Annotated in this window: 19 protein-coding genes; 9 read left to right on the forward strand and 10 right to left on the reverse strand. The window is 71.6% G+C overall.

Annotation, left to right across the window (positions count from 1 at the left end):
- Nucleotides 1-16 precede the first annotated feature (16 nt).
- Nucleotides 17-553 (reverse strand): alkyl hydroperoxide reductase, encoded by a 537-nt coding sequence (locus B7R87_RS21930; protein ID WP_006346876.1) that lies wholly within the window; start codon nt 551-553, stop codon nt 17-19.
- Between the two features lie 3 nt (nt 554-556).
- A complete protein-coding gene (locus B7R87_RS21935) occupies nt 557-1,111 on the reverse strand; it encodes a peroxiredoxin (RefSeq protein ID WP_006346875.1) in 555 nt (184 codons plus the stop codon).
- Between the two features lie 266 nt (nt 1,112-1,377).
- Between B7R87_RS21935 and B7R87_RS21940 the strand changes: the two genes are divergently transcribed.
- Genes B7R87_RS21940 through B7R87_RS21950 form a run of 3 tightly spaced genes read left to right on the forward strand, consistent with a single transcriptional unit; the run spans nt 1,378 to nt 4,945 of the window.
- Entirely contained in the window at nt 1,378-1,902 is a 525-nt protein-coding gene (locus B7R87_RS21940) for a PadR family transcriptional regulator (protein ID WP_006346874.1), read from the forward strand.
- Nucleotides 1,899-2,585, forward strand: coding sequence for an ABC transporter ATP-binding protein (locus B7R87_RS21945; protein ID WP_006346873.1), 687 nt, complete (start codon nt 1,899-1,901; stop codon nt 2,583-2,585). The genes B7R87_RS21940 and B7R87_RS21945 overlap by 4 nt, the downstream gene beginning before the upstream one ends.
- Nucleotides 2,582-4,945: an ABC transporter permease gene (locus B7R87_RS21950; protein WP_006346872.1), complete on the forward strand. Its 2,364-nt coding sequence runs from the start codon at nt 2,582-2,584 to the stop codon at nt 4,943-4,945. The genes B7R87_RS21945 and B7R87_RS21950 overlap by 4 nt, the downstream gene beginning before the upstream one ends.
- Nucleotides 4,946-5,000: 55 nt before the next feature.
- Here the strand turns inward: B7R87_RS21950 and B7R87_RS21955 are convergent, their stop codons facing one another.
- The gene (locus B7R87_RS21955; RefSeq protein WP_045852880.1) at nt 5,001-5,981 is read right to left on the reverse strand and encodes a LysR substrate-binding domain-containing protein; all 981 of its coding nucleotides are present in this window, start codon (nt 5,979-5,981) and stop codon (nt 5,001-5,003) included.
- Between the two features lie 149 nt (nt 5,982-6,130).
- Between B7R87_RS21955 and B7R87_RS21960 the strand changes: the two genes are divergently transcribed.
- Complete coding sequence (locus B7R87_RS21960) at nt 6,131-7,240, forward strand: RNA polymerase subunit sigma-70 (protein ID WP_006346870.1); 1,110 nt, start codon at nt 6,131-6,133, stop codon at nt 7,238-7,240.
- A gap of 129 nt (nt 7,241-7,369) precedes the next feature.
- Entirely contained in the window at nt 7,370-7,834 is a 465-nt protein-coding gene (locus B7R87_RS21965) for a hypothetical protein (protein ID WP_006346869.1), read from the forward strand.
- Nucleotides 7,835-7,969: 135 nt separating this feature from the next.
- Here B7R87_RS21965 and B7R87_RS21970 read toward each other — a convergent pair whose 3' ends face one another.
- Nucleotides 7,970-8,242: a hypothetical protein gene (locus B7R87_RS21970; RefSeq protein ID WP_006346868.1), complete on the reverse strand. Its 273-nt coding sequence runs from the start codon at nt 8,240-8,242 to the stop codon at nt 7,970-7,972.
- Nucleotides 8,239-9,180: an SPFH domain-containing protein gene (locus B7R87_RS21975; protein ID WP_006346867.1), complete on the reverse strand. Its 942-nt coding sequence runs from the start codon at nt 9,178-9,180 to the stop codon at nt 8,239-8,241. The genes B7R87_RS21970 and B7R87_RS21975 overlap by 4 nt, the downstream gene beginning before the upstream one ends.
- A gap of 344 nt (nt 9,181-9,524) precedes the next feature.
- On the opposite strand from B7R87_RS21975, the gene B7R87_RS21980 reads away from it, so the two are divergent.
- Nucleotides 9,525-11,804, forward strand: a complete 2,280-nt coding sequence (locus tag B7R87_RS21980; protein WP_006346866.1) for a transglycosylase domain-containing protein — start codon at nt 9,525-9,527, stop codon at nt 11,802-11,804.
- A 114-nt stretch (nt 11,805-11,918) separates the two neighbouring features.
- On the opposite strand, the gene B7R87_RS21985 is transcribed toward B7R87_RS21980, so the two are convergent.
- From B7R87_RS21985 to B7R87_RS22000, 4 genes are all read right to left on the reverse strand, one after another.
- Complete coding sequence (locus tag B7R87_RS21985; RefSeq protein WP_040914496.1) at nt 11,919-13,394, reverse strand: catalase; 1,476 nt, start codon at nt 13,392-13,394, stop codon at nt 11,919-11,921.
- 385 nt (nt 13,395-13,779) lie between these two features.
- Complete coding sequence (locus tag B7R87_RS21990; RefSeq protein WP_130584859.1) at nt 13,780-15,753, reverse strand: SpoIIE family protein phosphatase; 1,974 nt, start codon at nt 15,751-15,753, stop codon at nt 13,780-13,782.
- A 628-nt stretch (nt 15,754-16,381) separates the two neighbouring features.
- Nucleotides 16,382-17,107 carry a cytidylyl-2-hydroxypropylphosphonate hydrolase gene (gene fomD, locus B7R87_RS21995; protein ID WP_130584858.1) on the reverse strand — a complete coding sequence of 242 codons (726 nt, stop codon included), beginning with the start codon at nt 17,105-17,107 and terminating at the stop codon, nt 16,382-16,384.
- 491 nt (nt 17,108-17,598) lie between these two features.
- The gene (locus B7R87_RS22000) at nt 17,599-19,059 is read right to left on the reverse strand and encodes a class II fumarate hydratase (RefSeq protein WP_006346863.1); all 1,461 of its coding nucleotides are present in this window, start codon (nt 19,057-19,059) and stop codon (nt 17,599-17,601) included.
- 128 nt (nt 19,060-19,187) lie between these two features.
- Here B7R87_RS22000 and B7R87_RS22005 point away from each other — a divergent pair, with 128 nt between their 5' ends.
- Nucleotides 19,188-20,732, forward strand: coding sequence for a ricin-type beta-trefoil lectin domain protein (locus B7R87_RS22005; RefSeq protein WP_045852878.1), 1,545 nt, complete (start codon nt 19,188-19,190; stop codon nt 20,730-20,732).
- 101 nt (nt 20,733-20,833) lie between these two features.
- On the opposite strand, the gene B7R87_RS22010 is transcribed toward B7R87_RS22005, so the two are convergent.
- The gene (locus B7R87_RS22010) at nt 20,834-22,501 is read right to left on the reverse strand and encodes a fumarate hydratase (RefSeq protein ID WP_006346861.1); all 1,668 of its coding nucleotides are present in this window, start codon (nt 22,499-22,501) and stop codon (nt 20,834-20,836) included.
- A gap of 424 nt (nt 22,502-22,925) precedes the next feature.
- On the opposite strand from B7R87_RS22010, the gene B7R87_RS22015 reads away from it, so the two are divergent.
- Entirely contained in the window at nt 22,926-23,624 is a 699-nt protein-coding gene (locus tag B7R87_RS22015; RefSeq protein WP_006346860.1) for a DUF1707 SHOCT-like domain-containing protein, read from the forward strand.
- Nucleotides 23,625-23,790: 166 nt separating this feature from the next.
- A complete protein-coding gene (locus B7R87_RS22020; RefSeq protein ID WP_006346859.1) occupies nt 23,791-24,141 on the forward strand; it encodes a WhiB family transcriptional regulator in 351 nt (116 codons plus the stop codon).
- The last annotated feature ends 19 nt before the right edge of the window (nt 24,142-24,160 follow it).

Genomic DNA, 24,160 nt, shown 5'->3' on the forward strand with positions numbered 1-24,160 from the left:
CCATGCGTTCCGGCGGTCAGCCCGCGAGCGCGGCCTCGGACTCCAGCGTGGTGCCCACGGCCTGGACGACGGAGGCGATCTTGAACGCCTCCTGGACCGTCTCGCGGTCCACGCCCGCCTTGCGGAGCACCTGCTCGTGCGAGTCGAGGCACTGGCCGCAGCCGTTGACGGCGGAGACGGCGAGCGACCAGAGCTCGAAGTCGACCTTCTCCACGCCCGGGTTGCCGATGACGTTCATCCGCAGACCGGCGCGGAGCGTGCCGTACTCCGGGTCGGAGAGCAGGTGCCGGGTGCGGTAGAAGACGTTGTTCATCGCCATGATCGCGGCGGCGGCCTTGGCGGCGTTGTACGCCTCGGGCGACAGCTGCGCCTTGGCCTCCGGCTCCAGCTCACGCAGGACGATCGGGCTGCGCGAGGCGATCGCGGTGGCCAGCACGGTGCCCCAGAGCTGCTGCGGGGTGAGCTTGTCGTTGTTGCCGATGACCGAGCCCAGGTTGAGCTTCAGGTCCTTGGCGTAGTCCGGTATGGCGGACTTCAGCGCGTCGAGCGACACGGGTCACTCACCGGCCAGCAGCGTGGCGGCGTCCAGGGTGTCCTCGCCCTTGGTCCAGTTGCACGGGCACAGCTCGTCCGTCTGGAGGGCGTCGAGGACCCGGAGGACCTCCTTCGGGTTACGGCCGACGGAGCCCGCGGTCACCATCGTGAACTGGATCTCGTTGTTCGGGTCGACGATGAAGACGGCGCGCTGGGCGAAGCCGTCGGCGCCCTCGATGCCGAGGTCGCGCATCAGCTCGTGCTTGGAGTCGGCCAGCATCGGGAAGGGCAGGTCACGCAGGTCGGCGTGGTCCTTGCGCCAGGCGTGGTGGACGAACTCCGAGTCGCCGGAGAAGCCGAGGACCTGGGCGTCGCGGTCGGCGAACTCGTCGTTCAGCTTGCCGAAGGCGGCGATCTCGGTCGGGCAGACGAAGGTGAAGTCCTTCGGCCAGGCGAAGACGACCTTCCACTTGCCCTCGTAGGACTTGTGGTTGATGACCTCGAACTCCTTGCCGCTCTCGAGCGAGACGCAGGCCGTCAGTTCGAAGGTGGGGAACTGGTCGCCGACAGTGAGCACAGTGTCACTCCATGGTGCTGAGGGGTTGGACAAATCCACCCTGTCATACCCGCGATCGCCGGTGAAATTGATCAATCAGGTCAGTGTGATCCGATCCTTCAATCAATCGGAGGGCACTCTTCCGGGCGGGCGCTCCGCGCTGTGCGGACCGGGTGCGGCGGCCGTGCCGATTCTGCCAGGCGTCGGGCGTTGTGCGGGTGCTCGGCGGGCGTACTGCTCCCACCTGCGTATGCACTCCATGTATACCTCGTGTGTATAGTCGGACCATGTCCATCGGTCACACCCTTCTCGGGCTCCTCGAATCCGGCCCTCGTCACGGCTACGACCTCAAACGTGCCTTCGACGAGAAGTTCGGCCACGACAAGCCCCTCCACTACGGGCAGGTCTACTCGACCATGTCCCGGCTCCTGAAGAACGGACTCGTCGAGGTCGACGGCGTCGAGCCCGGCGGCGGACCCGAGCGGAAGCGGTACGCGATCACCGACGCCGGGATCACCGACGTCGACGCGTGGCTCGCCCGGCCCGAGGCCCCGGAGCCGTACCTCCAGTCCGTGCTCTACACCAAGGTCGTCCTCGCCCTGCTCACCGGACGAGGCGCGGCGGAGCTGCTCGACGGTCAGCGCTCCGAGCATCTGCGGATGATGCGGATCCTGACCGACCGCAAGCGCCGCGGCGACTTCGCCGACCAGCTGATCTGCGACCACGCGCTGTTCCATCTGGAGGCCGATCTGCGCTGGCTGGAACTGACCGCGGCCCGGCTGGACCGTCTCGCCCGGGAGGTAGGCGCATGACCACCGAAGGAGCCCTGCTCGTCGCCGAGGACCTGCGCAAGGCGTACGGCCCCACCCCCGCCCTGGACGGCGCCCACTTCTCCGTCCACGCCGGTGAGGTCGTCGCTGTCATGGGGCCCTCCGGCTCCGGCAAGTCGACCCTGCTGCACTGCCTCGCCGGCATCGTGCCGCCCGACTCCGGATCCATCCGCTACCAGGGCCGCGAACTGGCCTCGCTCTCCGACAAGGAGCGCAGCAAACTCCGCCGTACCGCCTTCGGCTTCGTCTTCCAGTTCGGCCAGCTGGTGCCCGAGCTGACCTGCACGGAGAACGTCGCCCTGCCGCTCCGCCTCGCCGGGACCGGCCGGAAGGAGGCCGAGACGGCCGCCCGGCAGTGGATGGAGCGGCTGGAAGTCGACGACATCGGGCACAAGCGCCCCGGCCAGATATCCGGCGGGCAGGGGCAGCGGGTCGCCGTCGCCCGCTCCCTGGTCACCTCGCCCCGGGTGCTCTTCGCCGACGAACCCACCGGCGCCCTCGACTCCCTCAACGGTGAGCGGGTGATGGAGCTGTTCACCGAAGCCGCCCGGTCGACCGGCGCGGCCGTCGTCCTCGTCACCCACGAGGCCCGGGTCGCGGCCTACTCGGACCGGGAAGTCGTCGTCCGCGACGGAAAGACCCGGGGCCTGGAGTACGTCGCATGACCGTCCGCACCTGGGCCCGCGACCTCGCCCTCGGTATCCGCTTCGGCGCCTCCGGCGGGCGCGAGGGCTGGACCCGTACCCTCCTCACCGCACTCGGCGTCGGCCTCGGCGTCGCCATGCTGCTGCTGGCGTCCTCCGTCCCCGGCATGATCGAACAGCGGGACGACCGCGCCGACCGCCGGACCCCGGCGGAGATCAAGCAGATCGGCTCGCCGGAGATTCCGCCCAGTGCCCGCACCGTGCTCTGGGACGGCGTCGAAACCCTCTACCGCGACCGGGTCGTCAAGGGCACCCTGCTGCGGGCGGACGGCGCCGACCCCGTACGGCCGCCCGGTGTCGCCGCCTTCCCGAAGCCCGGCGAGATGGTCGTCTCACCCGCCCTCGGCGAACTCCTGCGCTCCTCCGAGGGCAAGCTCCTCGGCGAGCGCTACGGGGGAAAGGTCATCGGCACCATCGGCGACGAGGGCGTCCTCGGCTCGCGCGAGCTGTACTTCTACCTCGGCAGCGCGGACCTCACCCAGGAGTCCGGCAGCACCCGGATCGGCAGCTTCGACGCCGCCGCCAGAACGTCCCCACCGCTCAACCCCATCCTCGTCGTCCTCCTCGTACTGGTCTGCGTGGTGCTGCTGGTGCCGGTGGCCGTCTTCGTCGCCACCGCCGTCCGCTTCGGCGGCGAGCGGCGCGACCGGCGGCTCGCCGCACTCCGCCTGGTCGGCGCCGACACCCGGACGGTCCACCGGATCGCGGGCGGCGAGGCGCTCTTCGGCGCCCTGCTCGGACTCGCCTTCGGCATCGGCCTGTTCTTCGCGGTCCGGCCCCTCGCCGGGTACATCGGACTGTACGACCTGAGCGCCTTCCCCTCCGATGTGACACCGGCGCCGCTGCTCGGCGCGCTGATCGTGGTCGCCGTACCCGTCTCCGCCGTCGCGGTCACCCTTCTCGCCCTGCGTACGGTCGTGATCGAACCGCTCGGCGTCGTACGGCACTCCGCCACCAGGCAGCGCCGTCTGTGGTGGCGGCTGCTGCCCCCGGCTCTCGGAATCGCCCTGCTGCTCACCGGCCGGCTCGGCTCCGGCGACGAGGACGTCGCGGTCTTCCCGATAGCGGCCGGGGCGATCCTGGTACTCATCGGGCTCACGGCCCTGCTGCCGTGGCTGGTCGACGCCGTCGTCGGACGGCTGCGCGGCGGTTCCGTCCCCTGGCAACTGGCGGTCCGGCGGCTGCAGCTGAGCAGCGATGCGGCCGCCCGGGCAGTCAGCGGCATCATGGTCGCGGTCGCCGGGGCGATCGCGCTCCAGATGCTGTTCTCCGCGGTCGAGGGGGACTTCGTCCGCGAGACCGAGCAGGACCTGGCCCGGGCCCAGCTGAGCGTCACGGCGGACGTCACCGGTGCCGGGTCCGCCGAGCGGGTGGTCACCGACCTCCGGGGGACGGAAGGGGTCCGCACGGTCACCGGAGTGACCCAGGCGCAGCTCTACAGCCCCGCCCGCACCCCGGAGGAGGTGGCGGCCGGTCACGGCGAGATCATCACGCTGACCGTCGCCGACTGCCCCACCCTGGGTGAACTCGCCGAGCTCCCCTCCTGCAAGGACGGCGACGCGTTCGTCGTCGTCGGCAGGGACACCGAAACGGGCGCGCTGATCAGGCAGTCCGCCGCCCTCGGCAAGCCGTATCTGACGGGAGCCCCCCGGGAGAGCACCGCCGGCGGCAAGCCCGTCAAGGCCTGGAGCCTGCCCGAGGGCGCGCCGACCGTGACCGCCCGGGCCGACGCGGCGGACAACGAACACCCCGGGATCTTCGCCACCCCGGGCGCCGTCGACCTCCGGGGTTTCCCCGCCGCGAGCGCCGTGGCGATGGTCTCCGTCGACAAGGGGGTGCCCGACGCGCGGGAGCACGTCCGCAACACCGTGGCCCGGATCGACCCCGGCGCGCACGTCTGGCAGCTGACCAACGTCGAGGAGGACGAGCAGTTCGCCAAAGTCCGCATTGCGCTGCTGATCGGTTCCCTCGCGACCATGGCGCTGATCGCCGCCTCCATGCTGGTCTCCCAGATCGAACAGCTGCGGGAACGGCGCAAGCTGCTCTCGGTGCTCGTCGCCTTCGGCACCCGCCGAGCCACCATCGCCTGGTCGGTCCTGTGGCAGACCGCGGTCCCGGTGGTCATCGGCACGGTCCTGGCGATCGCCGGCGGTCTCGGTCTCGGCCTGGTGATGCTCGAACTGGTCGGGGCGCGGGTGGCCGACTGGTGGGGCTTCCTGCCGATCGCCGGGGCGGGCATCGCGGTGATCGTGGTGGTGACGGTGCTCAGCCTGCCGCCGCTCTACCGGATGATGCGCCCGGACGGCCTCCGCACCGAGTAGCACCGAGTAGCCGCGAACAGCGCGGAATGGCATCGGGCGGCACTGCGCCGGAAGGTCAGGCTCCGGGGGCGGAATCCGTCTCCGGAGCCGCGGCCTCGGTGCGCAGCCGTACCGGCAGGCCCGCCAGCGCGCCCCGCAGCGACCGCGCGAACTCCTCGAACTCGCCCTGGCGGGCCGCCCCGGTGCGGGTCGCCAGGGCGATCCGGCGCGCCGGCGCGGGGTCCGCGAAGCAGCCGGTCAGCAGCCCGCCCCGGCCGGTCTCCACCTCGACCGCGGTCCGCGGCAGCAGCGTCACCCCGAGGCCGCCCGCCACCAGCTGCACCAGCGTCGCCAGACCCGCGGCGGTCGTCGTCACCGGCGCCCGCTCGTCGCGCCCCGCCTCCCGGCAGACGTCCAGGGCCTGGTCGCGCAGGCAGTGCCCCTCGTCGAGGAGCAGCAGCGGCAGTTCGCGCAGCACCTCGCGGGAGAGATCGCGGCGCCCGCCGAGGGGATGGCCCTCCGGGGTCACCAGGACGAAGTCCTCGTCGAACAGCGGGATCTCGGTGACCCCCGGCACCCCCAGCGGCACCGCGAGCAGCAGCAGGTCGAGCCGTCCGGCCGCCAGCCCGTCCAGCAGCGACGAGGTCTGTTCCTCGTGGACCTGGAGGTCGAGGTCGGGATAGGTGCCGTGGACCAGCCTCAGCACATCCGGCAGCAGATAGGGGGCGACCGTCGGGATTACGCCGAGCCGCAGGACGCCGGTGAACGGGGCCCGTACCGCCGCCGCCTCCTCCAGCAGCTCCCCGACGGCGTCCAGGACCGCCTTGGCGCGGGCCGCGAGCCGCTCGCCCGCGGGGGAGAGCAGCACCTTCCGGGTGGTCCGCTCCACGAGCTGCACCCCGAGGGTCTCCTCCAGCGCCGATACGGCCCCGGAGAGCGCGGGCTGACTCATGCCGATGGCCGCGGCTGCGTCCCGGAAGTGCAGATGCTCGGCCACCGCAGTGAAGGCCCGCAGTTGCGACAGGCTGGGCTGCTTGCCCCGGTTCGCCGTAGCCATTGATTCCTTCTCCCTATCGTTCCCCTTGATGTTAATCGGTTGTTCCCATGGGGTCGGCGAGGGGTGCCGACTGCCGGTCCCGGTGCCCGGGGCGGCCGTGATCACCGGAGCAGGTGTTTCCCGGTGGTGCTGCTGATACGAAGAGAGGTATGAGCGACCAGGGTGGCGGAGACAGCACGCAGACGGCGGCGCCGGTGACGGCGCCCGGCGGAGCCCCGGAACCGGCGTCCCGCCCCGGGCGCAGCGGCCTGGGCGAGCCGTCCGCCGAGACGATCCGCACCGGCGGGGAAGAGGTCTTCGCCGCGCTCGCCGAGCGCTACCGCCACGAGCTGCGCGTGCACCTCTACCGGATGCTCGGCTCCTTCACCGACGCCGAGGACCTGGTCCAGGAGACCCTGCTGAAGGCCTGGCGGCGGCGCGAGACCTTCGAAGGGCGCGCCGGCTTCCGGGCCTGGCTGTACCGGATCGCCACCAACACGGCGCTCGACTTCCTCGGCGGACCCGCCCGGAACCGCGAGGTGGCGCTCGCCGTCGACAGCGCCGGATCCCCCGTCTCCTCGGCCCTCGCGGAGGTCAGCTGGCTCCAGCCCTACCCCGACCGGCTGCTCGACCTCGCCGCCCCCGGCACCGGCGAACCGCACACCGCCGCGATCGCCCGGGAGACCGTCGAACTCGCCTTCCTCGCCGTGATCCAGCATCTGCCGCCCCGCCAGCGCGCGGTCCTGATCCTCCGCGATATCGCCGGCTGGTCCGCCCAGGAGACCGCGGACGCCCTCGATATGACCGTCGCCTCGGTCAAGAGCGCCCTCCAGCGGGCCCGTACCACGCTCCGCGGCCGGCTCCCCGAGCGGCGCTCGGAGTGGGGTGCGGCCACCGAGCCCAGCGCCGCCGAGCGGTCGCTGCTCCGGCGCTATATGGCCGCGTCCCGGGATGCGGACCTGTCCGCACTCGCCCTGCTGCTGCGCGAGGACGCCCGCCAGGCCATGCCCCCGCACCGGCTGGTCTTCGACGGGCGGGACGCGATCCTCGACCTCTGGCGTCCGGTGCTGGAGGGCGATACGGCGTGGGGCGAGTGGCGTTCGGTGCCGTACGCGGTGAACCGGCAGCCCGCGGCCGTGAGCTATGTCCGCCGGGCGGGCGAGACCCTCTTCACCGCGGTCAACGTCGACGTACTGACGGTCGTGGACGGTCTGATCGCCGAGATCACCACCTTCGACCCCGGACTGCTGCCCGGAATCGCCCCCACCCTGGCGGAGTGACCCGGGTCACAACAGTCCGCCGATTCCTTTCCCGTGAGCGGCCCGTCATACGGGCACCACCGCGGCAGCGCGGCACGAGCCCGCCGTACGGCCGCGCACCCTCACCACCACGGCAAAGGACGCAGAACCATGAACGACACCACCGCAGCCGCCCCCGGGACCGCCGCGGACCCCGGCCCCGACGCCGCCGTGCGCGCGCTGGACAGGCTGATCGGCACCTGGCGGGTCAGCGGCGGCGCCGAGGGCACTGTCAGCTACCGCGGGCTGGAGGGCGGCCACTTCCTCCTCCAGGACATCGCCCTGGAGCAGTTCGGGCAGCCCGTCACCGGTGTCGAGGTCATCGGGCGGCTCAAGGAGTTCGGCGCCGAGGAGCCCGGCGAGGACATCCGCTCCCGCTACTACGACAGCCGGGGCAACACCTTCGACTACGTCTACGAACTCGACGGCGACACCCTCACCATCTGGGGCGGCGAGAAGGGGTCCCCGGCCTACTACCGGGCGACTTTCAGCGCCGACGGCAATACGCTCTCCGGCGCCTGGGTCTACCCCGGGGGCGGCGGCTACGACTCCGTCATGACCCGGGTCGCGGTATGAACACCGGCCGGAGCGACGGCGGCCCGGACGTCCCGTGGGAGCCGCAGCACGGCTCCCACGGACCCGGAGTCCCGATCACCCCGTGATCGTCTCCGTCATGAGGTGAACCGCTCTCGACGGGTGTCCGGTACGGGCTCAGCCCGCCCCGCCGCCCGTGGGCTCCTCCGTGTCCGGACCCCCGGGGCCGTCCGGCTCGGCCTTCGGCGGGCGGCCCCTCCGGCGGATCGGCGCGGCGGCGCCCGGCAGCCGCCCCGCCTCCGTCAGCGCCCGCCGCAGCAGGAACTCGATCTGGGCGTTGGCGCTGCGCAGTTCGTCCGAGGCCCAGCGGGCCAGGGCGTCGTAGACCGCGGGGTCCAGCCGGAGCAGGACCTGCTTGCGTGGCGGCGGCGGGGGCGGCGGGGGCGTCACTGGTAGAGCGTGCCGGTGTTGACGACGGGCTGGGCGGCGCGGTCGCCGCAGAGCACGACCAGCAGATTCGAGACCATCGCGGCCTTCCGCTCGGAGTCCAGTTCGACGAACCCGTCCTCGCTGATCCGGGTCAGTGCGGCCTCGACCATACCGACCGCCCCGTCCACGATCTGCCGGCGTGCCGCCACCACCGCACCGGCCTGCTGGCGCTGGAGCATCGCCGAGGCGATTTCGGGGGCGTACGCGAGATGCGTGAAGCGCGACTCGATGATCCGCACCCCCGCCGCCTCGGCGCGGGCCTGTAGTTCGACGCGGAGCTTCTCGGTGATCTCCTCGGCGTTCCCGCGCAGCGAGAGGCCGTTCTCGTCATGGGCGTCGTAGGGGTACTCGATGGCGATCTGGCGCACCGCGGACTCCGTCTGGGTGGAGACGAACTCCAGGAAGTCGTCGACTTCGAACAGGGCCTGCGCGGTGTCCTCGACCCGCCACACCACCACGGCGGCCAGTTCGATCGGATTGCCGTAGGCGTCGTTGACCTTCAGGACCGCGGTCTCGTGGTTGCGGACCCGGGTGGAGATCTCCTCGCGCGAGGTCAGCGGATTGACCCAGCGCAGCCCGTCGGTGCGGACCGTACCCCGGTAGCGGCCGAACAGCTGGACCACCCGGGCCTGGCCGGGCTCCACCATGTTCAGCCCGGCCATCGCGACGACGGCGGCGAGGGCCAGCAGGATGCCTCCGACGATCAGGCCGACCTGGGCCGCGGCGGACCCGGCGACCGCTCCGGCCACGACGGCTGCCGCGCCCCCGGCGAAGCCGGCCAGGCCGAGCAGCAGGGCCAGCCCGCCGCCGATGCTGCGGGCCGGGAACTCCCGTACCCCGGCCGGAACCCCGTCGTACTGCTCTCTTGCGGTGTCGGCTGCGGTGTCGGCGGTGTTCATGGGCCCCCCAGGGATCAGGGCCGACGGTGGCGGAGTTCACCACCGCTACGGCTCGCTGCTAGCAATGTGATTACACATTAATGGATGCGGCAACCGTTTGGGCAAGAGCCGAGTCGTCTTCTGTGGACGGGGTGCTGATTCTCACGTCCGGATTCGTCGTACTAGTCCGAATTTTTCAGGGCGAACGGTGTTAGTTTTCTAAGCCGCTTTGGTCGGCGGCGACCTGAACCAAGCAGAGTCCACCTGGACCAACCTGGACCAACCTGGATCAAGCAGAACCAACCAGGACCGACCAGACCGACAAGAACACAGACCTTTCGGGGAAGAGCGGAGCGGGGCGGGCGATGGGCCGAGCCGAGGAACGACGGGCCCGGCAGCGCGGTGCGCGCCGGGGCGGGAAGAGCGGGCGCACGGGCATACGCCGCTTCTTCACCTGGAAGAAGATGCTGGGCACCTTCCTCGGTCTCTGCCTGCTCGGTATGGGCGCCTTCGCGGTGATCTACATGATGGTTCCGGTTCCGGCGGCGAATGCGCAGGCCGAGATGGAGTCCAACGTCTACAAGTACGCCGACGGGACCGTCCTGGCCCGCACCGGTGAGGTCAACCGCGAGATCATCGGTCTGGAGGAGCTGTCGGAGGAGGTCCGCCAGACCTTCGTCGCCGCCGAGAACAAGAGCTTCTACAAGGACAACGGCATCGACTTCAAGGGCACCGCCCGGGGTCTGCTGAACACCGTCTCCGGCAAGGGCAAGCAGGGTGGTTCGACCATCACCCAGCAGTACGTCAAGAACTACTACCTCAACCAGGACCAGACGGTCAGCCGCAAGCTGAAGGAACTGGTGATCGCCCTCAAGGTCGACCGCGAGAAGTCCAAGGACCAGATCCTCGCGGGCTATATCAACACCAGCTACTACGGCCGCGGCGCCTACGGAATCCAGGCCGCCGCCCAGGCGTACTACGGCATCGACGCGTCGAAGCTGAACGTCGCCCAGGCCGCCTATCTCGCCGCCCTGCTCCAGGCCCCCCACCAGTACGACTGGGCCGTGGCCTCTCCGACCGGCAAGAAGCTGGTGTCCGACCGCTGGGCCTACGTACTGAACAACATGGTCGAGATGGGCAAGCTCGACGGGTCCGTCCGCGACGCCCAGAAGTTCCCCGTACCGAAGGCGCCGAAGGCCGCCCCCGGTATGGAGGGCCAGACCGGCTATCTCGTCGAGGCCGCCAACGCGGAACTCGCCCGCCAGGGCATCGGCGAGGAGGACATCAAGGCCGGCGGCTGGACGATCACCCTCAACATCGACCGCGCCCGGCAGCAGGAGCTGGAGGCGGCGGTCGACAAGGAGCTGGAGTCCAAGCTCGACCGGAAGAAGGACAAGAAGGCCGCGACCGTCCAGGCCGGGGCCACCTCCGTGGATCCCACGACCGGCAAGGTCGTCGCGCTGTACGGCGGGGTCGGAGCCACCGAGCACTGGCTGTCCAACGCCACCCGCCGCGACTACCAGCCCGCGTCCACCTTCAAGCCGGTGGTGCTCGCCTCCGCCCTGGAGAACGAGGCCAGGACCCAGAGCGGCGATCCGATCAGCCTCAACACCGTCTACGACGGCACCAGCAAGCGGCCGGTCGTCGGCAGCGACACCCCGTTCAACCCGGAGAACGAGGACGACCGGGACTACGGCAGGCAGATCACCGTGCAGCGGGCGACCAACCAGTCGGTCAACTCCGTCTATGCGCAGATGATCGTCGACGTCGGGCCCGGGAAGACCAAGAAGACCGCACTCGACCTCGGGATGCGCGACGGCGAAGGCTGGCCCGAGCGCCCCGCCATGTCGCTGGGCACCATGGGCGCCTCCACCTGGGACATGGCCGGGGTGTACGCCGGATTCGCGAACCACGGCAAGAAGGTCACCCCCTCCATCGTGGGCTCCGCCGAACACCGGGCCCGCAAGGTCGCGCTGAAGGACCCCGTCGGCGGCCAGGTGATCTCGCGCGGTACGGCCGACACCGTCACCGCCGCCATGCAGGGCGTTGTGAAGGAGGGCTCCGGCCGCCGGGCCGCGGGCATCTACGACGCGGCGGGCAAGACCGGCACCTCCGAGAACAACCGTTCCGCCTGGTTCGTCGGCTATACGCCCACCCTGGTCACCTCGGTCGCCCTGTTCGGCGAGAAGCCGGACGGCACCGGCCAGGTCACCCTCACCGACACCATCAACCAGGGCCGGGCCAACGGCGGCGGTATGCCGGCCCGGATCTGGAAGGCGTACACCTCCGACGCGCTGAGCGCGGCCGACGCCCGCAAGCGGTTCGACCTGGAGGTCGAGGAACCCGCCCGCGGCGAGCCCGCCGCCTCCCCGTCGGACTCCCCGGAGCCGTCCCCCAGCCGGAGCGAGGAGCGGCGCGAGGAGGAGACGGAGGACCCGCGGCCGTCGAACACCACGTCCCGGCCGCCGGTGATCGACCCGCCCGCCTCGCAGAGCACCCGCCCCACCACACGCCCCTCGCCGTCCGGGAGTCAGACCGACGGCACCGGACCGGGCGGTCCGGGCGGCGAACCCGGGAACCCGGGTACGGGCGATCCGAACAACCCCCGCCCGCAGTTCCGGCCGCCCGGCTCCCAGGGTTTCTGAGCCCGGCGTCCCCAGCCGATATGCCGGTACGGCGGTGCCCGCGGCGCGCTCCCTTCGGGGGAGGCGCCGCGGGCACCGCCGTTTCCGGCCGCCGTACCGCCCGGTGCTCCGGGCTCAGCCGCCGTTGACCTCCTTGGCGATCCGGTCGCCGACCGTCTTGTCGATATTGCGCCAGTACTGGACCGCCCGGTCGAGCACCGGCCGGGACACCCCGTCCTTCAGATGCCCGGACACGTTCGACACCAGCCGGTCACGGGCGGCGTCGTCGAGCACCTTCCGCACCAGGGTGCCCGCCTGCCCCCAGTCGTCGTCCTCCGGGTGCAGCGCGTACGCCTCCCGGACCATCTCGCCCGCGCTCGCCCAGCCCGCGATCTCGCCGAACTGCGCGGTGTCCGCCGCGGGCCCGCCGTAGGAGTTGGGCGCATAGGGCCGCGCCGTGTTCGCCGGCTCGTACCGCATCGGCCCGTCCTTGGCGTACGAGGCGACCACCGAGTGCGGCCGGTTCGGCGGCAACTGCGCATAGTTCGGGCCGATCCGGTACCGGTGGGTGTCCGGGTACGAGAACAGCCGCCCGAGGAGCATCTTGTCCGGCGACGGCCCGATGCCCGGCACCAGGTTCGACGGCTCGAACGCGGCCTGTTCGATATGGACGAAGTAGTCCTCCGGATTGCGGTCCAGCACCATCCGGCCGACTTCGATCAGCGGATAGTCGCCGTGCGGCCACACCTTCGTCAGGTCGAAGGGGTTGAAGCGGTAGCCCGGCGCATCGTCGAACGGCATGATCTGCATGTACAGCGTCCAGCTCGGGGCGTTCCCCGACGCGATCGACTCGTACAGATCCCGGCGGTGCCGGTCCGCGTCCGACCCGGCCAGCTCGTCCGCCTCGGCCTGGGTGAGGAAGTCCACGCCCTGGTCGGTCTTGAAGTGGTACTTCACCCAGAACCGCTCGCCGCCGCGGTTGACCCACATATAGGTGTGGGAGCTGTAGCCGTTCATGAAGCGGTACGACTTCGGGATGCCGCGGTCGCCCATCAGCCAGGTCACCTGGTGCGCCGTCTCGGGGGAGAGGGTCCAGAAGTCCCACTGCATGTCGTTGTTGCGCAGCCCGGTCGCCGGATGGCGCTTCTGCGAGCGGATGAAGTCCTGGAACTTCTGCGCGTCCCGGACGAAGAAGATCGGCGTGTTGTTGCCGACCATGTCGTAGTTGCCGTGCTCGGTGTAGAACTTCAGGGCGAAACCGCGCGGATCGCGCCAGGTGTCGGGGGAGCCCTGCTCACCCGCGACCGTGGAGAACCGGGCCAGCATCTCGGTGCGCTTCCCGGGCTGGAAGAGGTCGGCCTTGGTGAACTGGCTGACGTCGTTCGTCACCTCGAAGAAGCCGTACGCACCCGAACCCTTGGCGTGCACCACCCGCTCGGGGACCCGTTCGCGATTGAACTGGGCCATCTTCTCGATCAGGTAGTGGTCCTGGAGCAGGACCGGGCCGTCGGGCCCGACGGAGAGGGAGTGCTCGTCGCTCTCCACCGGAATGCCGGCGTTGTTGGTGGTGTAGGGGGTATCGGACACGAGCGTCCTCCCGCCGGGAGACATGGTTGGGTCGCTACAGGCGTCGTGTACCTCAGTCAACGCCGCCGACACCTTGTCGGCAACTGCTCGCCACTCCGCTGCGGCCGGTCGGGCGTACGGCGCGACGGCGCGGGCATCCACGGGCGCGGCGACCCGCCACGGTGCCGCGCCCCTCCGCCGGGCCCGATGCCCAGGCGTACGCGGTGAGCCGTTTGTCCTGGGCCGCGGCGCGGGCGGGCACCCACCCGCGCCGCCGCGGCGCGCGGGTCCCGGCTCTGTCTCCGCCCGGGGCTGCCGGCCCCGCCGCGGTTTCGTCGGCGCCCGGCCCGCGGCAGCACGGAGGGCCGGTACGGGTCGCCCCCGTACCGGCCCTCCGTCCTCCGCTTCGGCCTGCTCGGCCCGCCGGGCCCTACGGCCTCGTCGGCAGTTCGAACCAGACGACCTTGCCGCTGGAGAGGCGGGTCGCGCCCCAGCGGCGGGCCAGCCGGTTCACCAGGAAGAGTCCGCGTCCGCCCTCGTCCGTCTCCCGCGCCTTGCGCTGGCGGGGCAGCTGCGGGGAGTCGTCGCCGACCTCGCAGCGCAGGACGTCCGTCCGCAGCAGCCGCAGGGTGACCGGCCGCTCCGCGTACCGCACGGCATTGGTCACCACCTCGCTGACCAGCAGCTCCACCGCGTCGGACAGATCCTCCAGACCCCAGCGGGACAGCGCCCGCCGGGCGAGGCGGCGGGCTCGGCCCGGGGCCGCATCCTCCGGTTCCAGGAACCAGTAGGCGACGTCACTGGGCGCGATCCCGTCGAAACGGGCCGCGAGCAGCGCGATGTCGTCGTCCCGGTCGCCCGGCCCCAGCATGTCGAGGACGTCGTCGCAGAGCGCCTCCAGCGGCGGGGCGTGGTCAGGGCCGGTGAGCTGGGCCGTGGCGTGCAGCCGCTCCCGCAACTGCTCGATACCGGTCCAGACGTCCCGCAGCCGGGACTCCACCAGACCGTCCGTGTACAGGAGCAGGGTGGCCCCGGCGGGGGCGTCCAGCTCCACGGCCTCGAAGTCGACCCCGCCGACGCCGATGGGCGCGCCCGACGGCACCCGCAGCACCTCGGCCCGGCCGCCCAGATGGAGCAGGATGGGCGGCGGATGACCGGCGTTGGCGATGGTGATCCGGTGCGAGACCGGGTCGTACACCGCGTACATACAGGTCGCCATCCGGTCGGTGCCCAGCCGCTGGGCCTGCTCGTCGAGGTGGTGCAGCACCTCCTGCGGCGGCAGGTCGAGACCGGCCAGCGTCTGGGCCGTGGTCCGCAGCTGGCCCATGATCGCGGCCGAGGTCATCGAGTGGCCCATGACATCACCGACGACGAGCGCGACCCGGCTGCCGGGCAGCGGGATCGCGTCGTACCAGTCGCCGCCGACCCGGGCGGTCTCGGCCGCCGGGAGATAGCGGGACGCCAGCTTCACGCCCGTGGGCTGGGGCAGCGAATCGGGCAGCATGGTGCGCTGGAGCTCGTCGGCGATATACGCCTCCCGGCCGTACAGCACCGCCTTGTCGATGCCCAGCGCCGTATGCGTGGCCAGCTGGGCGGCGACGAGCAGATCGTTGGGCTCGAAGGCGGGCCGGTCGGGACGGCGCAGGAAGACGGCAGCACCGATCACCCGGCGCCGCCCGCGCAGCGGGGCCAGGATCGCCCGGTGGCCGTTGGGCACGGTCCGGTCCGCGCCCAGCAGTTCGGGCAGCGCGGCGCGGGCCGCCGCCGAATCACCGAAGACGGGCCGCACCCCGCGCAGCACCTCGGAGAGCGCGCCGCCGGAGCGGACCTCGCACTGCTCGGCCGCCGGGGTGAGTTCGTTGTGCTGGTCGATGACGGGCAGCAGGCCCGTACCACCGAAGTCCGCACCGTCTTCTGCTAAACGCAGCCGGTCCGTGCGGCGCAGCCGGAGCAGGAACGGGGAGACCGGGCGTTCGTCGCCGACCGGCAGCGGATCGCGGAGATAGACCAGGATCGCGTCCGAGAACGTCGGCACCGTTGCCCGGCACAGGCCGAGGACGATCTCGTCGAGGTCTATACCGCGGGCGATGCGGCGGGTCGCGGCGCCCACGAAACGCAGCCGGTCGCCCTCCCGGCGGGCGGCGCCCGCGGGGTCGGGCGTACCGGGCGGCAGACCGGGGCCTCCGGGACCGCCCGGAGCACCGGGGCCCGAGGGCGGTCCGGGCGGTTGTGCCACGCCTCCGCCGACCGGGCCGTTCGGCGCCGGGACGGGCGAGGAGAGCGCAGCGGCTGCCGCGACGGTGTCCGCTGTGGCGGCGGCCGCGTCCGCCCGGGGCCGGGTGCGTTCCTGCGACCGGGCAGCCAAGGGCTGCCGGCCTTCATGGGAGGTGGGCTGCTCCGTCACGCGTGGGATTCCGTCCATCTGGGCCGGGTGTGCGATGCATGGGCCTCAGGGGGCCGTATACCCGCTCTGCGGGCGACGCCGACAAGGTGGCAGGCATCCCGCACGGCTCCACCCCCTCGTAGTGACCTGTCTCGTGCTGACGTACTGGCGAACTGATGTATTGAGCAGATGTATTGAACACGAACCGCTCGCCGCCGCTTCGGCTGGCTGCCGGCGACGCCGATGACTCACGGTCAGGTTCTGCGCTGGGATCCATGGTTACCGAACGGTTCCCGAACGGCGAGCCTTGTGGACGACGATCCTACGTTTGCCCCCTGGGGGCGCATCAAGAGTCTCACGACGTCCTCTGCGCCGGAGGGCGTTCTCGGACCGGAGTCGGACAGATTAAGGACAGTTCCGCGCCGCGATCTCGGTCACATCTGGGCAAGAAGCCGCACATCTGCGCCACCCCGGGGAGGTTTGTCCGTCTTTTGGTCGCTCTCCGTGCTGAGGGTCGCTCTCCGTGTCGAGGGGGCGGTTGGTCGGGGGAGGGCCGGGAGGCCGGGGGTGAGCGGCCGCTGCCGCTCCCGGCCGGGGCCGGGGCGATGCTCGGACCTCTCCGGCGCATGCCGGGCCCGCCGCGGCGCGCTCAGAGCCGTGCGCGCGCGGGCGTGCGCCCCCAGTCGGCGGGCAGTGCCGGGACCGGCCAGGCGGGATCGGGCCGCCAGTGCTCCCAGCCGTCCCGGAACGGCGCGTCCCAGGCGCGGATCGCCGCCACGGCCGCGCGCCCCGCCTGCTGGATCCGGGCGGCCTCCGCCACCCCGATCAGTCCGGCGCGCCGGGCCTCGGCGAACTCGTCCTCGTCCCGCCAGAGCCAGCTCCGGTCGGGAAATACCGAGATGTCCAGAAAGTGATCCTGGGAGTCGATTCCCGCACTCCAACGGGTATGCGGCTGTTCCAGGTTGACGTACCAGCTCCGGAACTCCCACTCCTCGTCCCAGAAGAGCCACACCGACCACGGCTCGCCGGGCCGGGCGAGCTTGAGCACGCCCGCGCCGTGCCACTGGTCGCGGACGGCCGTCCGGGGCACCGTGTAGCGGGTGGCCAGCGGCTGTTCGTGCAGCGGGGAGCCGTCGGCAAGGGCCGGGCGTACGCACTCCGTGCCCGGTGCCAGCCAGACGGCGAGCAGCTCGGGGGTGTCGCGGACGACGGTCACGGGGCGGCAGATCGCGAACCCCGGATCGCCGGGTGGTCTGCCGGGGCCGCCGTGATCCCGGTAGCGCCAGAGGATGTGCTCACCGGCCCGCCAGCGGCGCGCCGTCCCGCCCGCCCGCTCCGACCCTTCCGTCTGCTCCGTCTGTTCCGTGCCTGTCATGAGCAGATCTTAGGAGGCACCTGTCCCGTCGGCCCCTGCCCCCGGTGCCGTGCACCGGGACAGCGCCCCGGGCGCGTCGGATCACAACCGCCGCGCCCGCGCGAGCCGCCCGCGGCACGGCCCGGCGCCGTAACGGGGGCACGGAGGCGCGCCTTCCGGCTCCGGCGAGGGGCCGGACCCGCACCTTCCCGCCCGTGGAGCGGTCGGCCCCGGGAGTCCCGGGTGCGAGCCGTCCGGAGCGGCCCGGCCCCCGGTCCGGGAGGCCCCGGGCCCGCCACGGCCCTGCGCCCGGCCTCCGCGGGCCGCGCCGGGCGGTGCCGGGTAGTGCCGGTTCGCAGGGTGGCGCGTGTGCGCCGGCGGCCCGCGCGAGCCGCTCGCCGGGCGGCCCGGGACAAGCCCGGGTGCGCGGAACCGGAGCGGCCGGTCCCGCGCCCCGGGCTTGCCCCCCCCGGGCCGCGTCCGCACCGCTCGGGGCACGGAGCAGCCGACCGTCAGGGGCGGGTCATACGGAGCACGTCCAGGGCCTCGTCCAGCTGCTCCACGGTCAGCGCGCCGCGCTCCACATGGCCCGATTCCAGGACCACCTGCCGGATCGTCTTCCGTTCCGCCAGCGACTTCTTCACGATCTTCGCCGCCTCCTCGTAGCCGAGGTACTTGTTGAGCGGTGTCACCACCGACGGCGACGACTCCGCGTACTCCCGCGCCCGCTCGGCATTGGCCGTGATGCCGTCGACCGTGCGGTCGGCCAGCAGCCGGGACGCCGCGGCCAGCAGCCGTACCGACTCCAGCAGGTTCTTCGCCATCACCGGCAGCATCACGTTCAGTTCGAAGTTGCCCGCGGCCCCCGCCACGGCGACCGTGGTGTCGTTCCCGGTCACCTGCGCCGCGACCATCAGCACCGCCTCGGGGACGACCGGATTGACCTTGCCCGGCATGATCGACGAGCCGGGCTGGAGATCGGGGAGGTTGATCTCGGCGAGCCCGGTGCGCGGACCGCTCGCCATCCAGCGCAGATCGTTCGCGATCTTCGTCAGGGAGACCGCGATCGTCCGCAGCTGGCCCGAGGTCTCCACCAGCCCGTCCCGGGCGCCCTGCGCCTCGAAGTGGTCGCGCGCCTCCGTCAGCGGCAGTCCGGTGGCCCTCGCGACCTCCGCGATGACGGCGGCCGGGAAACCGGGCGGGGTGTTGATGCCGGTGCCCACCGCCGTACCGCCCAGCGGCAGCTCCGCGAGCCGGGGCAGCGAGGACCGCAGCCGCTCCACCCCGTACCGCACCTGGGCCGCGTAACCGCCGAACTCCTGCCCGAGGGTGACGGGCGTGGCGTCCATCAGATGCGTCCGGCCCGACTTGACCACCCGGGCGAACTCGCCCGCCTTGCGCTCCAGGGACCCGGCGAGCTGCTCCAGCGCCGGGATCAGCTCGCCGGTGACCGCGGCCGTGGCGGCGATATGGATGGAGGACGGGAAGACGTCGTTCGACGACTGGGAGGCGTTCACCTGGTCGTTCGGATGGACCGGCCGTCCCAGCCGCTCCTCGGCCAGGGTCGCCAGCACCTCGTTCATGTTCATGTTCGACGAGGTGCCGGAGCCGGTCTGGAAGACGTCCACCGGGAACTGGTCGTCCCAGCGTCCGGCGGCCACCTCCGCGGCGGCCGCCGCGATCGCCCCGGCGACGTCCTCCTCCAGTACCCCCAGCCGGGCGTTGACCACGGCCGCCGCGGCCTTGACCCGGGCCAGCGCGGCGATATGGGAGGGTTCGAGGCGCTGCCCCGACACCGGGAAGTTGGCCACCGCCCGCTGGGTCTGGGCCCGCCACTTGGCGTCGGCGGGGACCCGGACCTCGCCCATCGAGTCGTGCTCGACGCGGTAGCGGCCGTCGCCGCCCGCACCGCCGCTGCCGGTCGTCGTGGGGGTGTTCGTGCCGGTTCCGTCGGTCCCGTCGGCTGCGGACATGGGTCGGGTCCCTCCTGAAGGCTTCTGCAAGGCTCCTGAAAAGGTGAGCACTTGTCTTGTTCTTGCTATTCCCCTGCGGGCTACCTGCCAGTAGAACCCGGGGTAACCACAGACCCGGGGAGGCACACATGACGCACGGAAAACGCACCGCCCGCCGAAGGCTGCGATGTACGGTGGCCGCCGCGGCCGCCCTCGCGGCCGGACTGGTCGGCCTGGCCTCGCCCACCGCCGGAGCGGACCCGGGCCGTACGGCGCAGGCCGCGGCCGCCTCCGTACCGCTTCCGCCCGCGCTGGAGACCATCCGCGCCGCAGAGGCCGTAAAGCTCTACGGCAGCCCCGCCGAACGCCCCCTCGCCGAACGCAAGACCGGACTCATCTCCCTCGGTGACAGCGAGATCTCCGGCGAGGGCATCGGCTCGTACGAGCCCGGTACCGACGGCCCGTCCAACTGGTGCCACCGCTCACCCGACGCCGCGATCCACCGCACCGGAATCGCCGCCGACGTCACCTTCAACGTCGCCTGCTCCGGCGCGTACACCGGCAACATCCGCATCGGCGGCACCAAGCAGTACGCCGACGAGCTGGTCCAGAGCGACAATCTGGCCATCAAGGCGCGCAACACCCGCATCAAGATGGTCCTGCTCGTCGCCGGGGCCAACGACGACCTCCAGTTCGGCCCGGTCATGACCGACTGCGTGGTGCGGTACGTGACCCTCCAGGGCCCCTGCGCCCCCAAGTACGGCCCCGGCTGGCAGGCCCGGGTCGACGCCCTCGTCCCCAAGGTGGAGGCGACGGTCGGCGATCTGCGGACCGTGATGCGCGGCGCGGGCTACGCGGACGGCGACTACAAGCTCGTCGTCATGGGCTACCCCGGCCCCATCGGACCCGACTTCCGCGACAATCCGAACTTCCCCGGCAAGCTGATCTGCGGCGGGATGGGGTACGACGCCGACACCGTCTGGGGCCGCAATACCGCCGTACCCCTCTTCGAACGCGGTATGCGCCAGGCCGCTGCCGCAAGCGGCGCCGTCTACCTCGACAACTCCCGTCTCTTCCACGGGCACGAGGTCTGCATGGAGGACACCTGGGCCCGGGGCCTCCACCTCGAACTCTCCAACCCCTTCCCGCCGGACGAGAACACCGCCCGGCAGTCCTTCCACCCCAACTACCGGGGCCACGGGGCCTTCGCGTCCTGTCTGACCCAGATGTACAACGCGAATGCCCGGGAGGCGAGCTGCGCCGAGACCAACTCCGACGGCCGGCCCGTGCTGCGCACCCTGGCCTGGGACGACGTCTACAAACCACTGAAGAACCAGGCGACCGGGCAGTGCCTCGATGTCACCGGCTCGGTGACGGCCAACGGCACCGGGGTCGTCGGCTGGGGCTGCCACGGCGGCCGCAACCAGGGCTGGTGGCAGGACCCGGCGGCCGGTTCCGTCCACACCGAACTCACCCAGGACCGGTGCCTCGACGTCCCCGGGGCGAACTACCGGTCGGGTGCGGAACTGATCGTGTGGAACTGCTCAGGGGCGGCGAACCAGCGCTTCGTACGGGTGGACGGCACCCTGCGTCCCGCGGCGGCGACGTCCCTGTGCGCGACGCACGAGTCGTCGCAGGCACCGGTCCGGCTCCGGCCCTGCACGGCGGGCGCGGCGAACCAGCGCTTCGTCTGACGCGTCCGGCCCCCGAGCCCTCGTGACAGAAGCGCGCCCGCTTCCCGTACGGCCTGCTACGGCCTGGTACGGGAAGCGGGCGCGGCAGCGTCAGCGGGTGGTCAGCCCAGGCCGGGGCCGCGGACCGGGATCGACGTGAACGTCGGCGCGGGAGCCGGCTCCGTGAAGAAGTCGTTCCCCTTGTCGTCGACGACGACGAAGGCGGGGAAGTCCTCCACCTCGATCCGCCAGACCGCCTCCATCCCCAGCTCCTCGTACTCGACGACCTCCACCTTCTTGATGCAGTCCTGCGCCAGCCGGGCCGCGGGACCGCCGATGGAGCCCAGGTAGAAGCCGCCGTGCGCGGCACAGGCGTCCGTGACCTGCTTGCTGCGGTTGCCCTTGGCGAGCATCACCCTGGAGCCGCCCGCCGCCTGGAACTGCTCGACGTACGAGTCCATCCGGCCCGCCGTCGTCGGACCGAAGGACCCGGAGGCATAGCCCTCGGGGGTCTTCGCCGGGCCGGCGTAGTAGACGGGGTGGTCCTTCAGGTACGAGGGCATCTCCTCGCCCGCGTCCAGCCGCTCCTTGATCTTGGCGTGGGCGATATCGCGCGCCACGACCAGCGGTCCGGTGAGGGAGAGCCGGGTCTTGACGGGGTACTTGGTCAGCTCGGCGAGGATCTCGTCCATGGGCCGGTTGAGGTCGATGCGCACCACGTCGCCCGAGGTGTCGAGGTGCTCGTCGGTGGTGTCGGGCAGGAATCGCGCCGGGTCGGTCTCCAGCTGCTCCAGGAACACGCCCTCGGCGGTGATCTTCGCGACCGCCTGGCGGTCGGCGGAGCAGGAGACGGCGATGGCGACGGGCAGCGAGGCGCCGTGCCGCGGCAGCCGGACCACACGCACGTCGTGGCAGAAGTACTTGCCGCCGAACTGGGCGCCGATGCCGATCCGCTGGGTCAGCTCGAAGACCTTCTCCTCCAGCTCCTTGTCCCGGAAGCCGTGCCCGGTGGGCGAACCCTCCGTGGGCAGCTCGTCGAGGTAGTGCGCGGAGGCGTACTTCGCGGTCTTCAGGGCGTACTCGGCGGAGGTGCCGCCGACCACGATCGCCAGGTGGTACGGCGGGCAGGCGGCCGTGCCCAGGGAGCGGATCTTCTCCTCCAGGAACCGCATCATCGCGGCCTCGTTGAGGACCGCCTTGGTCTCCTGGTAGAGGAACGACTTGTTCGCCGAGCCGCCGCCCTTGGCCATGAAGAGGAACTTGTAGGCGCCGCCGTCGGTGGCGTACAGCTCGATCTGCGCGGGCAGGTTGGAGCCCGTGTTCTTCTCCTCCCACATGGTCAGCGGCGCCATCTGGGAGTAGCGGAGGTTGAGCTTGGTGTAGGCGTCGTAGACACCGTGCGAGAGCGCCTCCTCGTCCCGGCCGGAGGTCAGCACGTTCTGGCCGCGCTTGCCCATCACGATCGCCGTACCGGTGTCCTGGCACATGGGCAGGACGCCCGCGGCGGCGATGTTCGCGTTCTTCAGCAGGTCGAGCGCGACGAACTTGTCGTTCGACGACGCCTCCGGGTCGTCGACGATCCGCCGCAGCTGGGTGAGGTGCGCGGGGCGCAGATAGTGCGAGATGTCGTGCATCGCCTCGGCCGCGAGCCGCCGCAGCGCCTCCGGCTCGACCTTGAGGAACGTGCGTCCGTCGGCCTCGAAGGTGGAGACGCCCTCGGAGGTCACCAGACGGTAGGGGGTGGTGTCCTCTCCCAGAGGGAGCAGATCGGAGTACACGAATTCCGGCATGGCGGCCATTCCTCACACAGCGGGCAAAAACGTACGACATCGACGGGCGACGGTGCGCCCCCCCAGCGTAGAACGCGTCCGGCGGGGCGAGCTTGTGAGGTAAGGCTCAGTACGCGGGGGCCGCGGGCCCGTACGGTGCCGGGGCGGAGTCCACCGGAGTCCACTGTGGAGGGGCTCAGGAGGATCCGCCGCCCCGCCGGTGCCTACGGTGCCGGGCGCGGAGCCGGGGTGCCGGGGGCGCTCCGCGGGGCGGGCGCCCGGCCGGGGTGCCGGGGTCCGCTGTCCGGTGGGTGTCGGTTACCGGCCGGTCATCGGACGCCATCGCCCGCCCGCCGTCCATTAAGGGTCGAGCCCCCCTCAACCCGGGTCCTTCCAGGGGTGTTGCCCCTAGTTGCGATCTATCGCGTTTCGCTACCCTGGCTCCGTGGACCTCGAAAAGCACCACCCCCAGCAGCCCGCCGCTCCCACGGCGCCCGGGCCCGCCCCCGCCGCCGGGGCCGGCCCTTCCGACGCGATCCGCGCGTCGGACGCCGACCGGGACCGGATCGCCGACATCCTCCGGGAGGCGCTGGCCGAGGGCCGGCTGGACACGGAGGAGCACTCCGAGCGCATCGAGGCCGTCTACCGGGCCAAGACCCTGGGCGAGTTGCAGCCCATCGTGCGCGATCTGCCTGCGGCGGCGCAGGCGAAGCCCGCCGGATCGGCTCCCTATGCCTACGGCCCCGAAGCGGGCACGGCCCCGCCGGAGAACGTGATCGCCGTCTTCTCCGGCGCCACCCGCAAGGGCCGCTGGAACATCGGCAGACGGACGAACGCCTTCTCCCTCTTCGGCGCCGTCGAGCTCGACCTCACCCAGGCGATGTTCCAGCAGCGGGTCACGGTGATCAACGCGACCGCGGTCTTCGGCAGCGTCGAGGTCCGCGTCCCCGAGAACGTCACCCTCCGGGGCAACGGCAGCGGTGTCTTCGGCAGTTTCGAGATCAGTGGCCAGGAGGCCGCCGACCCCGAGGCCCCCGTGGTGGTCATCAGCGGATTCGCGGTTTTCGGCAGCGTCGAGGCACGGCCCAAGCGCGGCCGCCGGGTCGCCGATCTCCACAACCGCCTGCGGAAACACCTGAGCTGAACGCTGTTGCGCCCCTGCGGCCAGGGGGGCGGTTTTCGGCCGTGTGCTCCCCGTGCGCTGTGCCGTGCGCCGGAACCGGGTGCCACTCAGTGCATAGGCGTGCGTACAGCGGGTAGGGACTGCTGCGTCGTCTCTCGCTCGCGAAGCCGTCGTCAGGAGTAGACCCGTGCTGCAACTGCCGTACCAGTCCTTGCAGGTGGCCGCCGTGCCTTCCCAGCGGGCACCCGCCAGGGAAGACCAGGACGGGCCCTGGCACGCGGAAGCCGTCTGCCGCAGGGACGAGGCCGGTCTGTTCTTCGCCCCCTCCAAGGAGCCCACGGCCGCCCGGCTGTCGCGAGAGGAAGCCGCGAAGCGGGTCTGCGCGCGCTGCCCCGTCATGGTGGAGTGCCGCGACCACGCCCTGCTCCAGCCCGAGCCCTACGGGGTCTGGGGCGGACTGACGGCGGCGGAGCGCCGGGTACTGCTGGCCCGCAGGCGACGCCGGGCCGCCGAGGAGAAGAAGACCGCGGCCGCCTGACGCGCCGGTGCGGCCCGGG

The organism is Streptomyces tsukubensis (assembly GCF_003932715.1).
Lineage (GTDB): Bacteria > Actinomycetota > Actinomycetes > Streptomycetales > Streptomycetaceae > Streptomyces > Streptomyces tsukubensis.